The organism is Rhodanobacter sp. Root561, from assembly GCF_001427365.1.
Classification (GTDB): domain Bacteria; phylum Pseudomonadota; class Gammaproteobacteria; order Xanthomonadales; family Rhodanobacteraceae; genus Rhodanobacter.
In genome coordinates this window covers 173,606-188,152 of sequence record NZ_LMGH01000012.1, presented here as the reverse complement: position 1 = coordinate 188,152, position 14,547 = coordinate 173,606, and the positions used below count along the sequence as shown (strand labels likewise).

Sequence of the window (14,547 nt, the reverse complement as noted above, 5' to 3'; positions counted from 1 at the left end):
AGCCGCCCGAAGGGTGAGGCGCATGGACGTGCTGAATGAAGATGCCCGGAGCGCGGATGGGGGTGCGTGTTCCCCGGACGATGGTCGTGATGTCGGACATGACCGCAGGAAGTCACCACCGGGACCAACATCGCGTCGAGCAAAGGCAACCCGGTGCCTGCTTCGCCCGGGCGACGACACCTCGATCACGCCGTGGGCGCCGTGATCCGACGCACAGCCGTTGGGTTCAACCGTGATTGAGCGGGGCGAGCAGGGTGGGGCCGGCGCCTTCGGTCTGCACGGCGCCGTCGGCAAGGGCGTCGGCCGCATTCGTGTCTGGCCTGTCGACCCAGGGGGCCGGTGTATATGGTCCGGGGACGTAGGTTCGCCATACGGATTCGGACGGGGCTTTGCCGTACTCCCCCAGATTGAAGTTGACCGGAACATGGGCGGTCCAGCTGTTCTGCCTGGCCAGCTTGCCAGTCGTGGGGGTCACGTAGCTCCATTTGCGGGCGGCCTTGAGCGCCGCGTCGGCCAGGATTTCGCGGTATTGCCGGAGCAGGCCATCCGGACCAACGTTGCCAAGGTTGACCTGCTCGGCGACAGCGTCGATCACGTGGCCGTCGTGGTCCACGTGCAGTGATAGATACACCGTGCCCTGCACCCGGCCGCGGATGGCTGCCTGGGGATAGTGTGGCTGGATATTCCTGTTGCCTTCGGCAATGTGCAGCGTGTCGGTGGAGTTTTCGTCGTCGTCACCGAACGTGGCGCCTTTGACGCGCGCGCTGTAGTTTCCATCGGACGCTTTCCTGAGCACAACCCGGACATGCATGCTGGCCTTGGCAAGCACCGGCTTGCCATCGCGCATTACCGGCTGGAAGCGCCATTGCAACGCGGTCTTGCGCACCAGGTCCGCGATGGCCTTTCCGTAAAGGGCCTCGTCGTCGATGATCGCTGTCTGCACCGTGCCGTCGGTGGCCAGCACGATGGTTCCCTTGACCACGGCGGAAGATTCGAGGTCATCCCTGGAGCTGGCCTGGGCGACCATCGCCGTCATGGCGAGGAATGCAGCGAATATGACCTTCTTCATGCGTGCTGTCCTTGAAGTTGCGTTGAAGTCGATACCGTTCGGCGCGACTGGCATGCGGCCACGCGTCAGCCTTTGCCGCTTTCGACGGCGCCATGCCGGACGCGGCTGCCGTCCATTCCAGATCGTGATTTGTCCACCGGCTGGCGCCCAGTATGCGGTCAAACAATCACGCGCGAAAGGCGATCCAGCGCACCGGACTTTGTTCGGGACCTCGGGTCCATGTCCGCCGGTAAGCGCTTCGCAGCAAGCTCTTGCCGCCAATTCCCACTAGAATCGAGGGGTTCAAGCATCGATGCCGGAGTTGCCATGAGTTCCCCCGCCAAGCACGTCCCCGCCAGCGCCCCCCAGACGGAAACCACCCCGCTGCGCTTCGTCACCGCCGCCAGCCTGTTCGATGGCCACGATGCCGCCATCAACATCATGCGACGGATCATCCAGTCGCAGGGTGCCGAAGTGATCCACCTGGGCCACAACCGCTCGGTCGAGGACGTGGTGCGCGCCGCGCTGCAGGAAGACGCCGACGCGATCGCGCTGTCGTCCTACCAGGGCGGCCACGTCGAGTACTTCAAGTATATGGTCGACATGCTGCGCGAGCGCGGCGCCGGTCACGTGCGCGTGTTCGGCGGTGGCGGCGGCACCATCACGCCGGAGGAAATCCGGGAGCTGCAGGCCTACGGCGTCGAGCGCATCTACCATCCGAACGACGGCATGAAGCTGGGCCTGGTCGAGATGATCGAGGACGTGATGAACCGCACCCGCGCCGCGGTCGACCAGCGTGTCGAAACCGCCGCCAGCAAGGTCGACGTCGACGACGAAATCTCCATCGGCCACATGCTATCCACCATCGAGGAAGGCCGCCTCGGCGACGCCGAACTGGAACGCCTGCGCAAGGAATGGAAGCTGGCCGGCAAGCAGACCCCGGTACTCGGCCTCACCGGCACCGGCGGCGCCGGCAAGTCGTCCGTGGTGGACGAACTGCTGCTGCGCTTCCTGCACGCCTTCCCCGAGATGCGCATCGCCGTGCTCGCGGTCGACCCCACCCGCCGCCGTTCCGGTGGCGCGCTGCTGGGCGACCGTATCCGCATGAACTCGTTGAGGTCCCATCGCGTCTACATGCGCTCGATGGCCACCCGCCGCCAGCACGCCGCCACCAGCGTGGTGCTGCACGACTGCATCGACTTCCTGAAGAGCCAGCCGTACGACCTGGTGATCGTCGAGACCGCCGGCATCGGCCAGAGCGATTCGGAGATCGTCGACCTGGTCGACTTCCCGGTCTACGTGATGACCAGCGACTACGGTGCCGCCAGCCAGCTGGAGAAGATCGACATGATCGACTTCGCCGACCTGGTGGTGCTCAACAAGTTCGACAAGCGCGGCGCCGAAGACGCGCTGCGCGACGTGCGCAAGCAGTGGAAGCGCAACCACACCGCGTTCAGCGTGAAAGATGACGACGTGCCGGTCTACCCGACCATCGCCAGCCAGTTCAACGATCCGGGCGTGACCTGGATGTTCACCAACCTGTGCCGCCTGATGCGCGAAAAGCTGCATCTGGGCGCGGCCACTTCCAAGGCAGGGCAGCCCGCTCTGGAACCCTCCCCTTCCAGGGGAGGGCAGGGTGGGGTAGCCCCAGCCGAAGCCGGATGCAGCTGGGTCCCGCAACTCGACACCACCCTGAAAGAACCCCGCGCCACCGTGCTGATCCCCGGCGCCCGCGTGCGCTACCTCGCCGAGATCGCCGAGCAGGGCCGCGCCATCAACAAGGGCATCGAGACCCAGGCCGAATTCGCCAGCAAGGCGCAGCACTACTACGAGTCGCTGAAGGAACTGGGCGACGACAAGCTGCCGCGCCCGCTCGACCTGTACGGCAGTGCCGACCTGCACGCCGAAGGCGACCGCTCGCTGGTCACCCTGCGCCAGCGCTACAACGCCGCGCTGAAGGAACTCAGCCACGAAGCGATCCATCAGCTGCGCGAATGGCCGGCGCTGTATCAATCGGTCACCGCCGACGTCAACGAATACAAGGTGCGCGACAAGGTCATCCGCGTCGACAACTACCGCGAATCGCTGAGCCACCAGAAAATCCCGAAAGTGGCCCCGCCGAAGTCCAAGGACTGGGGCGAGCTCGTCACCTTCCTCGGCAAGGAAAACCTGCCCGGCCACTACCCGTACACCGGCGGCGTGTATCCATACCGCCGCAGCGGCGAGGATCCCACCCGCATGTTCGCCGGCGAAGGCACGCCCGAGCGCACCAACCGCCGCTTCCATTACCTGAGCCAAGGCGGCGCCGCCACGCGCCTGTCCACCGCGTTCGACTCGGTCACCCTGTACGGCGAAGACCCTGCGCCGCGCCCGGACATCTACGGCAAGATCGGCAACTCCGGCGTCAACATCGCCACGCTGGACGACATGAAGAAGCTGTACTCAGGCTTTGACCTGAGCGCGCCCAGCACCTCGGTGTCGATGACCATCAACGGCCCCGCGCCGATGATCCTGGCGATGTTCATGAACACCGCCATCGACCAGAACGTGGAGAAATACCTCAAGGCCGACGACGCCCGTTGGGCGGAAGCGGAAAAGAAGATCGCCAAGCTCTATGAAGGCCGCCAGCGCCCGCAATACCTGGGCGAGCTGCCCAAGGGCAACGACGGCCTCGGCCTCGGCCTGCTAGGCGTGTCCGGCGACGAACTGGTCGATGCCGACACCTATGCCCGCATCAAGACCGAAACCCTGACCCAGGTACGCGGCACCGTGCAGGCCGATATCCTGAAGGAGGACCAGGCGCAGAACACCTGCATCTTCTCCACCGAATTCGCGCTGCGCATGATGGGCGACATCCAGCAGTACTTCGTCGACCACAAGGTGCGCAACTTCTACTCGGTGAGCATCAGCGGTTATCACATCGCCGAAGCCGGCGCCAACCCGATCAGCCAGCTCGCCTTCACCCTCAGCAACGGCTTCACCATCGTCGAGTACTACCTCGCCCGCGGCATGAAGGTGGACGACTTCGCGCCCAACCTCAGCTTCTTCTTCTCCAACGGCATGGACCCGGAATACACCGTCATCGGCCGCGTCGCCCGCCGCATCTGGGCCCGCGCCATGCGCGAGCGCTACGGCGCAAGCAGCCGCAGCCAGATGATGAAGTACCACATCCAGACCTCAGGCCGCTCCCTGCACGCGCAGGAAATCCAGTTCAACGACATCCGCACCACGCTGCAGGCGATGTACGCGCTGTTCGACAACTGCAACAGCCTGCACACCAACGCCTACGACGAAGCCATCACCACGCCCACCGAAGAAAGCGTGCGCCGCGCCGTGGCGATCCAGATGATCATCAACAAGGAGCTCGGCCTCAACTTCAACGAGAATCCGTGGCAGGGTAGCTACGTGGTCGACACGCTGACCGACCTGGTCGAGGAAGCCGTGTACAAGGAGTTCGAGGCGATCAGCGAACGCGGCGGGGTGCTCGGCGCGATGGACACCATGTACCAGCGCGGCAAGATCCAGGAAGAGTCGATGTATTACGAGCACAAGAAGCATGATGGCTCGTTGCCGTTGATCGGCGTGAATACGTTCCTGCCGAAGGATCATGGTGGGGAGATTGCTACTGAGATCGAGCTGATCCGGTCTACCCCTGAGGAGAAGGGGGCGCAGATTGCCAATGTGAAGTTGTATGGTGAGGCGCGGAATGCGTTGGTGCCGGGGAGTTTGCGGGGGTTGCAGGACACGGCGCGGGAGCGGGGGAATGTGTTTGAGCGGTTGATGGAGGCGGTGAAGTACAACTCGTTGGGGCAGATTTCGCATGCGCTTTATGAGGTTGGGGGGGAGTATCGGAGGAATATGTAGCTAGTGGTGCAAATTCCTTGCTAATTCCAAAGCTCACACTCCCTGAATTTGGAGGTGTTGGCTTGAGAATTTCGCCTTAATGGCAATATTTTTGAGATAGGGGAGTGAGTGCCTAGATGAGAGTGATCGAGTCCGTTGACGCGGCTTCCTCTATAATGCAGGGCGATATTCTAGAGTTTCCCGAAAATTTCGAGAGACCATTTGAATGTCAATCTGCGATTGTGCTCACCGCCGACTGCGATCTGGCACAGGAGAAGCACTACGGTCAGATATTGCTTTGTCCGATCGTACCTATTTCTAGTTACCTTCGGGGGGCTTGGTCCAGACGTAAGCTTTCCAAGATGAGTTCGACGGCATTTAAGAAGCTGCTGGAAGAGCTTCCAAAAATACCTGGACTAAAAGGGTCTGGAGATGTTTCCGAAGAAGCCATTGCCTCCTTGGCTGCGTCGGAAGAAATTATGAGTCGGGCGCTGGATGAAATAGCTGATGTACCTTCTGTGCTGAAAAACAAGATACTGAAGCTAGTAAAAATATTCGCCGCGTGTCAAAGAAATCAACCTGATCCGCTGCGTGACCTCGTTAATGCAGTGTCGGTGCGCGACGACATTGACGAGAGCAAAGCCTCCTCTAAGGTGTTCGGCGAATTTCGCCAAGAAATGAAGGGCGACAATCTCGAGGCCGTTGTAATCGCTGAAGAGGCTTCAGGTAGCAATATGGCGTGTGTCGTTCTACTGCGTTGTCCGTTTCTAATCAGTTCGTCCGAAATAAGAGTTGATTGGAACGAATCGGGACGAGTGCGTCGATCAGGTACGTTTGCCGCTCCCTTAAAGTACCTTATTGCTCAAAAATTCGGCAATCTCTTTTCGCGCTTTGGTATGCCGTTGGTAGTCGAGGCTGACAGGGACGCTGCGGTCGATATGGAGGAGTTGATTTTATGAATCCAGATATTCTGGTGATTGACGCGGACGCAATTGGGCTGCTCAACTCCACACTAAATCCTAGCGAGGAATGGTTTGAAAAATTTGCCACCGCTGATTCTCAAGATAGGGTCAGGTCGGGAATCATTGATAATGTGGCAATAATATCTAGTAACGTCTCTACGGCAGCCAGCAGGCTGCTTGTAATAGACCTTGGTAGGCCAAATTTTTTTGATCGGTTTACACTTGCACATAAGCGAGAGGTTCTGCGCAGAATATTTGTGTCAGCGCTTAGCTCATTCACAAATAATATCCTAATTCCAAGATCTTGGGCATCATTCAATCACGGGAGCCGAATTTCTTATCACGCACTTCCGTTGACCGCCAAAAGGGCATCTCCTGAGGCTGATGCTCGTATCGAGATGGATAGAGCAGCTTTTGGGGACTCCAATCTTTACGTATTCAATTGTTCTAATGGGTGGAGTGATCTCGCTTCTTCTGCGTCTGATAAAGCTAAATACGATAATGGTCGCAGAGCTTTTCTGAAATTTGTAGCTGAAATTGGGTCTTTCGATCATTCTCAAAATGTGCCCGGCGCAATCCAGTTGTCAGATGATTCTTTTTTTCATCAGGAAAACCGCACCGGATACGCGGAGTGGTATAAATCACGGCTTACGACACGACAACGGGAGTTTGTGGACGCTAGCCTTAACGCGCCTATAAGGCTGCGAGGCATGGCTGGCACAGGGAAAACTCTTGCGCTCGCGGTAAAACTACTTGTCGCAGCCAAGCAGAGGCTTTCGGATCAACTACCGACACGCTTTCTATTTCTGACACACTCCGCTGCAGTTTCTCAGGCGATTAACGCCTTATTGAGTTCTCTGGACAACGAGGGAATCATCGCGCAGCTAAATTCACGGGAGGGATTTTCGCTAACGGTATCTACTCTTCTAGATGTCGCAATGGATGCGGTAGGAGCTGATCTTGAGAGCGATGGAGTTTCACCACTTGCGACTGATGCGCTTGAAGGACGGATGCTTCAACTCGAGTTAATTGAATCCGGATTAATCTCCTATGCTAAGTCCAAGGAATGGTCCTTGCTGCGTGGTTTGGCGTCAGATCACTTTAAGCGGCTGATGGCTTCTCCGAAGGGATCTTCAGAATTTCGGAGATTTGCTTGGGAAATTATGAATGAATTTGCCTGCGTGCTGGATGCGGATGGTGTTCAAGCTAAGCCGTCCTTGCGTAAGCAATACCTAAGCGCGGCACGGCAATCTTGGATGATGCCCCTAGATAAGGGTGTTGATCGCCAAGTCGTTCTCGCGCTGTACGATAGTTTCAATCGAGAAATCAGGGAGATGCACGCGATAAGCGTTGATCAAGTAATTTCGGATTATTTGAATTACCTCGACACCTTCAGGTGGAACGCCGTCCGGGAAAAACGAGGCTATGACGTCATCTTTGTTGATGAACTTCATTTATTCAATCGCCAAGAACGCATGGTGTTGCACGGCTTGGTTCGATCAGGGATGGAGTCGCCAAGTCTCTTTATGGCCTACGACGCTAAACAGGCGCCTTCCGATACGTTTATGCCGAATGAAGCAAGCGAAACTAGTTCTTCGTTTTGGGGCAGGTTAAGAGTGGGCGGCATTCATAAAGTTGAACTCGACCAAGTATTTAGATACACCCCGCAGATTGCGGCATTCATTGGCTCGCTCGATCAGTCATTCCCGGCCCTTGATTTGGGGGATGAATGGGGTGAATACAATGTTTCCTCCCAAGCTTTCGCCGCTGAGCTGCCGAGCATCACGGTCCTGAGTGACGAGAAGGAGATGTACACGAAGGTGATGAGTCGAGCTCATGCAATAAAACGTAAGGGCGGACAGAAATTTACGCTCGCCGTTTTGTGCTGCAATCCAGATCGATTTATGTTGTTTCGGGACGCGAGTGCGCACAAGAAGGATTTTTTCTCGATTTCTTCGCGAGAAGAGGCGGCGGCAGTTAAGCCTGATGCCTTTAGATTCGTTTTGAGCGCCCCTGAATATGTTGCTGGCTTGCAGTTCGACTGTGTAATGCTTCTGGATGTTAATAAGGCAGAAATTCCTGCTGGGGCTTACTCGACAAGTGTGCGCCGAAGATTCATTTCCACGGTCTATTTGGGTGCGAGTCGCGCACGGCGCCATCTAGAAATATTTTGCACTGAATTGGATGGAGGACCCTCTGATATTTTGGACAGCGCGGTCCAAAATACGACTTTGCTTAAGTTGAGTTGGTCATTGCTACCTGATATCGGTGATGTTGCGGTGGTTCCGTCTGGATCTGTCGGGGCTTGAACGAGAAAACCGATTAAAGCAATTAAAGGGGACGTGGCTAATTAACCGTATTCCCGGAGGTTTACCCGCGGTGGCCGCCCACACGGGCGGAAACAGGGGTCAGAGTGCACTTTTCGAGTGCTTATCCTTCTTGAGGCGCTTTGCGAAAACAAAGGGGTCAGGTTCATTTAATCCAGGCTTTCGGATGCTTTCGCAAGTCTCCCGCGGGGGCTGACGGTGACGGGGCGTTGTGTCAGGGCCTCGATCCGCTGCTGAAAGCGTTCGCTTCCCCATGCGCGCTGTTGTTGGGGTGTCGGGACGGCGCTCGTAGCTAGCTACCTCGCTGCTCCACCTGGTGTAGGAAAATGAACCTGACCCCTTTGTTGTAATCCTGGTTTTTGGAGGCTTAGGTGGTCTTCGGCCCTCCGTGAGCCCTCCGCATGGCTCGATCTGGCGTAGAGAAAATGAACCTGACCCCTTTGAGCCCGGGGCAATGCCTGATGTCAGATGGGTGGCTTGGATGATGAGTGGCGGCGGTTTTTGCTGACAGCGGTCGGCTGGTGGAGCGACGATGCTGCGGGTACGGCTCGACAACCTCGCTTTGATCTTGATCTTCCCGGCATTCCGCAGCATGTGGTGCAGCGGGGCAACAATCGATTGCCATGCTTTCTGGATGATCTCGACCGCCAGCGCTACCTGCAATGCCTGTGGCGGCGCTGGGGCGATTCGGTTGCCGGCTGCATGCCTATGTGTTGATGAGCAACCACGTGCACTTGCTGCTGACGCTGGGTGAAGAGAGGGCCTTGTCGCGCTTGATGCATACGTTCTCGCGGAACTATGCGGCGCTGTTCAATGCCGCCTCCGGTGAACTGGCCGACGTAACTTTTTCGTGTGACACTGGCATGAGAATTTCATTCGCCAAGGAGGACGATGATGTTTACGAATGAACAGGTTGACGAGTACGCCAAGGCAAAGGGTTATGCTCCGGGCACCATTCTTTGGGCCACAGATAAGCCACTTGACGAGGACGCGTTTCGATCTGGAAACAAATCGAGCGCTGCGATCGACTTTCTGCGATGGCAGGATATCGGTCTTGAAGACAGCAAGGGCGCGGGAAGGATCCCAATCGAAGAACAGGATGCCCATTTCGTTTCGCCCGGCAGGGGTATATCCCTCTTCATCAAACGTATGCTGCCCGAAGGCATGACGTACGCCGGTACAGCGCCGGAAGCGAGCAAAAGCGGTTTGAAGAAGCAGTTCGATCCGCTACACGAGCGTAGTTGGTGGAAGATCGAGTCGGGACATCCGATTCCAGCCGGGCTGCGGCTCGTCTACGACGGCGTGCCTCCTGGTCACTGCACGCTGACAGTGGATCGCCAGCTATCCGTCAAGCAGTTCCTGAGCTTGGTCACCAGTATCAGTTTTTCTGCAGCTGGTACCGACTATTTTGGTATGAAGAAGTAAGCGCCCTGTGGAGCGAAGCCGATGACTTATCGCAAAGTTGAGCTGACGGACATGCAGCTTTCCCATGCTGTGGTTGCAGTCCAGCGCTATATGGACGATCTCTTGCACAAAGCTGACCACGATGCCGAAGGTGGTGAACATGAAGACTATCTCGTGGCCCAAAGCGTGCTCGCTGTGTTGAAGGCGGCCAAACAGGCGGGGCACTAATTCTACTGTGGGCGAATTAAAGGGGACGGAATTAAAGGGGAGGAATTAAAGGGGAGGAATTAAAGGGGACGTGGCTAATTAAATGTCTTCCTGGATGCTTGCCCGCGGTGACCGTCCACGCGGGCGGTACACGGCAGGACATCCCAGGGCGGTTTCCACCATGGGCTGGAAGCGCTCGTCACCAAGGGCGCGTTCCTGGCTGGCATACGCACGCAGGCGCTACAGATCCCCAAGTGCAATGCCTGTGTCCAACCATTGTTGGTAGGGCAGCGTTACTTCGCTGCGTGCTGCGTCATCCCCAGCGCTTGCCTGACCGCCTTGACCACCGCGTCCGGCTGATCGATCTGAATGTCATGTGAGCTGTCCGGAACGTGTACCAGCGTGCCGCGAGAGGATGTGGCGACGATCTGCGCCTGCGTGTGAGCCCGGGCGTCTTCCAGTCCCTTGCGGTCACGCGGCAGCGCATCGGCATAGGTGTTGGCGGCGGACAGCACGATCAGGGGTATCGAGCCGTGCGTCTCCTGCTTCGACACGGGCTGCTTGAATACCTCGACATTGGCCTGGAGTACCGACAGCACGGTGTGCCAGTACGCAGGCTTCGACATCAGGGCCAGGTTCACCGCGTTGAGCTTGGCGCTGGCGCGCGGATCGGGCCCGCCGAGACACTGGCTCAGTTCCGGATGGGTAGACGTCAGTTCGTGCTTTTCGGCGGCGGCCTCGCAGCCACGAAGAAACGCGAACCGCTGTACCGAGAGGGTGTCCTCGTCCTTCTGCCATGCGGGGGCAAACCGGCCAATGTCCTGCGCGGGCGGGTCGAGCAGGACCATCGCGCCCACGTCCGCCGGATAGCGGCTTGCGTACTGCCGAACGATGTTGCTACCCAGCGAATGCCCCACCATCATCAGTGGGGTCGAGAGGCCGGCCCGCTGGATCAGCGCGTGCAGATCCGACACGTCGGCATCGAGCCCTCGCGGCATCGGCCCCTCGCTGCTGAAGCCGAAGCCGGCCCGGTCATACGCGCAGACGTGCGCGTGGGCGGCCAGCAGCGGCTGCACCTTGAACCACGTGGAGGAATCGGCGACTGCGCCAGCCTCGAGCAAGACGGTCTGCGGTCCGCTGCCCGAACAGCGCAGGTTGATATGGCGGCCATCGCCCAGGTCGATCAGCTTTGCCGCCTGCGCATAGCTGTCTGGCATGCGTTGCGCCGCGGCGACGTGGCTGGCTTCGGTGGCCCTGGCCTGACCGAGCATCATGGCCAGTAAAAGGGCACCGCCCGCTTTCAGGTGCATCCTGTTCAAGGCGTGTCTCCTGTCGATGGCCGGGCAAGGGGCGCCGGGCAGGTCCCCTCATCGACCTGAGGTGGCGCAAGAAGTTCAGGCAAAACGGAGTCAGAAACAAAGGGGACGGATGACGCTTCGCACAGCTCCTGCAGATAGCGCCGGTAGCCTGCTTCTGCCGCGAACCAGGCTTGGCGGTCATTGCCTCGTTGAATCACGTGTTGTGGGATGCCGCGGAGGTCGATACGAGACTTGCGCGCCATGCTGTGCTTCCCGCGTTGGGGCGCATCAGGTTGGGTGGCTGTTGAAACGAGTGCTGTCGGGAAGGCGGGCGTGGCGCACTTCCGCGCAGCTCAATCTGGCGTGGGAAAATGAACCTGGTCCCTCTGGGTCGAGTCGATGGCCGGAGTATCCCAGTGTGATGACGCACGGCGGCGCGTAACATCGGTGCTGCGAGACAGCGCAGGCAGGCGCATGCCAGGTCCCGAGGTGATCTAGCTTCCTCCGTCTCGCTTTCCGGTCAATCCATCACGCAGCAATTGCTGGTGGATGTCGGATCCATCGACGGGCAGGAGCGTCCGCTTCTTGATGATCCATCGACCGTCACGACGCTCCAGTTCCCAGCGATTCACCACGGCACGGTGTATCCGATAGCCCGTCGATTCGCCATGGTTCGGCAAACCGCGTGGTTCGCCCTCGTGATCCAGGTGAACGATCATGAGGTAGGAGGTCACCACGGCGGCGTCGCCCCGCAAGTCGACAAGAGGCAGTCCGCTGAAGTGGGCCAGCCCGCCGCGAATGGCTGCGGCGTGCTCCGGCCTCTGGATGAACGCGGCGATTTCCCTGGCGCCGCGTGCGCCGTCCAGCGTCGGGCCACGATCGAACACGCCGTCTTCGTGATAGACCGATATCGTGTAGTCGGCCGCTCCGGTATCGGCGCTCGGTGGATGCGATGCGACAAGTTCGTGAATGGCGAGCTTGTCCTCGACGATGCGCAGCCTGCGCCCCAGCTCGGACATGTCTGCGGTTTTCATGATCATCTCTGTGCGTGTCGTTCGTGAGCTGCCATGGCTCGCGAATCGTTGTGCCTGGGGAGCTCATCGGAAGTGCTGTGCCACCCGGGTGCCTCAGGAAACAGCGGCTCCCGCAGGTGACGACTTCTTGAAAGTCAGCCACAAGGCCGAGAGCAGGAAGTACAGTCCGCCGAACGCTGCATAGGGTGCGAGCTGGCGAAGGCCAGGGGCCACGCCGAAAGCCTGGACGATGAACACGACACCCGCCAGGGCGGATTGGACGCCGCTGATCATCATGAAGACCTGACCACCGAGTTTGCGTCGGCGAATACCGACGGCGAGCTGGAAGAGTCCGGCAAGAAGAGCCCACGCGCCGAACACCAGCACGCCCCCGGCATTCCCGTGCAGGGCGAACGCGATCGCCATGCAGGCCGCGGTGACGATGCTGACGACGGCGTTGAATTTTTGTCCTGGATTGGCCTGGAGTCCGCCGCTTCGCAGGGCATCAAGCATGTTGGCGATGGCGTCCCAGGCCGGATAGACGACGAGCAGCGCTCCTGCAAGAAGCACCGGTGCCGGTGCTGACGCGAAGACCAGCGCCACCCAGAGGAGGGCGGCGCCGGCGCGGAGAAAGTAGAAGTTTCGAAGTGAGTTCATGAGTGTTGCTCGGTTCAAGTGAAAAATCATCCTACTAGTAGGTAGATTAAAGTGTCAACTACCAGCCATGGCCGGGTCTTGCCGTGGTATCAGCATGACTTGCTATCTACTAAATGGTAGATTCAGGACATGAGCACGCAGCAGAAACTTGTCGATTCGGCCCGGTTCCTGATCCAGACCCGGGGCTACAACGGCTTCAGCTATGCAGATGTCGCCGAGCAGGTGCAGGTCCGCAAGGCGAGCATTCACCACCATTTCCCGACCAAGGCCGATCTTGCCCGCGCCGTGGTGGATGAGTCCCGCGATCTGATTGTCGAACAGACGCGCATCCTCGCCAGCGGAACCTTCGATCCGGCGAAACAACTGCGTGCGTACACCGGCTACTGGGAAAAATGCATCGCGGACGCTTCGGCCCCGTTTTGTGTTGCCGGCATGCTGGCCACCGAGTTGCCCACGCTGCCTGACGACCTGGCCGAGCATGTGCGCGAGCATTTTCGCGAGTTGTCGAAATGGCTTGAAACGGTTTTGACCAAGGGCGCGCAGATGGGATTGTTCGAGCTGCAGGGTTCGGCCCGGCTCGAAGCGGAATCGTTCATGTCGATGGTGTACGGAGCCATGCTTACCGCGCGGGCCTTCAGCGATCCCAAGGTATTCGCCGACATCGTCGAAAGCGGGCTGGGCAAGCTCCTGCGCCGCGCGGATGCGGAAGCCATCCGGTCATAGATCCCTGCCGGGATCGATCATCTCGCGCTTCGCTCGCCAGGAATCTGTCTGGTCGCGAACAGCGAACAGAACAAAGGGGACGAAGGGAGTTGGACTGGAATATTTTCCCGTCTCCTTATTGAGTGGCCACGCAGGACTTGGCCATCGCCCTGCAGATGCAGGTGGCGACGTTGATCGTTGTCATCCGCAAAAGGTGCCAGGGACAATTTCGAAAGCGTGGTCCGTGCGCGCTTCCCCACAGTTGGTCATGGCTTGGCTGAGGCTTTCTTACTTGTTCGGAGCGCACAGGGATGTTCGAGGAAATTCTGAAGGCAAGCGGCGGAAGGTTGCTGATACCTGTGGTGATCGCCGTGGTGTTCGTGGCGATCGTCAAGGCCCTGTTTGAACTTAGGCGCTCGAAGCTCGGCGAACGCAAGGATTTTCTGGAGACCTGGACGCATCAGCGCTTGCAGGATGATCTGTGGCTCGAGGTGACCGTCCGTCATCTTGCCGGCTCGTATCTCCCTGCGTCCGTGATCCGAAGGCTGTTGGGCACCATCCATCCTTCACGGGCCTTGCTCGATGTGTCTGAATGCTGGGAGTTGTTCGACATGGATGCCGTGTCAGGCGAAATTCATTGGAGGGAAGGGCGTCATGCTGATCCAGCGCAAAGGGTGCGAGAGATGCGTCTGTTCGGTGCGCTCTACTATCTGCTAACCGGCTTGGCCGGCGGCCTATCGTATTTGCTGTTGGCCACTTCGTTTCTGCCGAGCGGCGAGTGGTCCGTTGCGTTCCTGCTTCTCCTGCTGGGAATTTTCTGCCTGTCCAGATCGGAGACTTTGAAGGCAGCACAGACCGCCGCTCCGCGTTGGCTAGGCCTTCCCTGAGGGAAAGCAGCGAGACGGGGTCAGGTTGAGCTGGCCTCGTTGGCATGACCCCGTTGGCAGGGGAAAGCGAAACCGACCCCGTGCGGTTTGACCCGATCTTCCGCCCCCTGTGATCAGACGCGGTTTTTCTTTGATCTGGTCGCGCTTCCTGTTCGTGCTCGTGTAAAAATCGGGCAAGACACTCCAAGGGGCGGCAGAC

At 58.9% G+C, this 14,547-nt stretch carries 13 protein-coding genes; 9 read left to right on the top strand and 4 right to left on the bottom strand.

Going from position 1 to position 14,547, the window contains the following annotated elements:
- Positions 1-226: 226 nt before the first annotated feature.
- On the bottom strand, positions 227-1,069 hold the full coding sequence (locus tag ASD55_RS11830; RefSeq protein WP_056766372.1) for an energy transducer TonB: 843 nt from the start codon (positions 1,067-1,069) through the stop codon (positions 227-229).
- A gap of 306 nt (positions 1,070-1,375) precedes the next feature.
- Here ASD55_RS11830 and ASD55_RS11825 point away from each other — a divergent pair, with 306 nt between their 5' ends.
- From ASD55_RS11825 to ASD55_RS11800, 7 genes are all read left to right on the top strand, one after another.
- On the top strand, positions 1,376-4,912 hold the full coding sequence (locus tag ASD55_RS11825; protein ID WP_056766370.1) for a methylmalonyl-CoA mutase family protein: 3,537 nt from the start codon (positions 1,376-1,378) through the stop codon (positions 4,910-4,912).
- A gap of 116 nt (positions 4,913-5,028) precedes the next feature.
- Complete coding sequence (locus ASD55_RS18455) at positions 5,029-5,850, top strand: hypothetical protein (protein ID WP_157598968.1); 822 nt, start codon at positions 5,029-5,031, stop codon at positions 5,848-5,850.
- Positions 5,847-8,162 carry a UvrD-helicase domain-containing protein gene (locus tag ASD55_RS18450; RefSeq protein WP_157598966.1) on the top strand — a complete coding sequence of 772 codons (2,316 nt, stop codon included), beginning with the start codon at positions 5,847-5,849 and terminating at the stop codon, positions 8,160-8,162. The genes ASD55_RS18455 and ASD55_RS18450 overlap by 4 nt, the downstream gene beginning before the upstream one ends.
- A gap of 486 nt (positions 8,163-8,648) precedes the next feature.
- Positions 8,649-8,897: a hypothetical protein gene (locus ASD55_RS18860; RefSeq protein ID WP_235577792.1), complete on the top strand. Its 249-nt coding sequence runs from the start codon at positions 8,649-8,651 to the stop codon at positions 8,895-8,897.
- 11 nt (positions 8,898-8,908) lie between these two features.
- Positions 8,909-9,088 carry a hypothetical protein gene (locus ASD55_RS18855; protein ID WP_235577791.1) on the top strand — a complete coding sequence of 60 codons (180 nt, stop codon included), beginning with the start codon at positions 8,909-8,911 and terminating at the stop codon, positions 9,086-9,088.
- Entirely contained in the window at positions 9,075-9,605 is a 531-nt protein-coding gene (locus ASD55_RS11805; protein ID WP_157598964.1) for a hypothetical protein, read from the top strand. Before ASD55_RS18855 ends, ASD55_RS11805 begins: the two co-directional genes overlap by 14 nt.
- A gap of 21 nt (positions 9,606-9,626) precedes the next feature.
- The gene (locus ASD55_RS11800) at positions 9,627-9,812 is read left to right on the top strand and encodes a hypothetical protein (RefSeq protein WP_056766361.1); all 186 of its coding nucleotides are present in this window, start codon (positions 9,627-9,629) and stop codon (positions 9,810-9,812) included.
- Positions 9,813-10,084: 272 nt separating this feature from the next.
- Here ASD55_RS11800 and ASD55_RS11795 read toward each other — a convergent pair whose 3' ends face one another.
- From ASD55_RS11795 to ASD55_RS11785, 3 genes are all read right to left on the bottom strand, one after another.
- Complete coding sequence (locus ASD55_RS11795) at positions 10,085-11,101, bottom strand: alpha/beta hydrolase (protein ID WP_235577801.1); 1,017 nt, start codon at positions 11,099-11,101, stop codon at positions 10,085-10,087.
- A 482-nt stretch (positions 11,102-11,583) separates the two neighbouring features.
- A complete protein-coding gene (locus ASD55_RS11790) occupies positions 11,584-12,123 on the bottom strand; it encodes a nuclear transport factor 2 family protein (protein WP_056766493.1) in 540 nt (179 codons plus the stop codon).
- A gap of 93 nt (positions 12,124-12,216) precedes the next feature.
- A complete protein-coding gene (locus tag ASD55_RS11785; protein WP_157598962.1) occupies positions 12,217-12,759 on the bottom strand; it encodes a DUF308 domain-containing protein in 543 nt (180 codons plus the stop codon).
- Positions 12,760-12,888: 129 nt separating this feature from the next.
- Here ASD55_RS11785 and ASD55_RS11780 point away from each other — a divergent pair, with 129 nt between their 5' ends.
- Entirely contained in the window at positions 12,889-13,482 is a 594-nt protein-coding gene (locus tag ASD55_RS11780; RefSeq protein WP_056766354.1) for a TetR/AcrR family transcriptional regulator, read from the top strand.
- 290 nt (positions 13,483-13,772) lie between these two features.
- On the top strand, positions 13,773-14,348 hold the full coding sequence (locus ASD55_RS11775) for a hypothetical protein (RefSeq protein WP_056766351.1): 576 nt from the start codon (positions 13,773-13,775) through the stop codon (positions 14,346-14,348).
- Positions 14,349-14,547 lie beyond the last annotated feature (199 nt).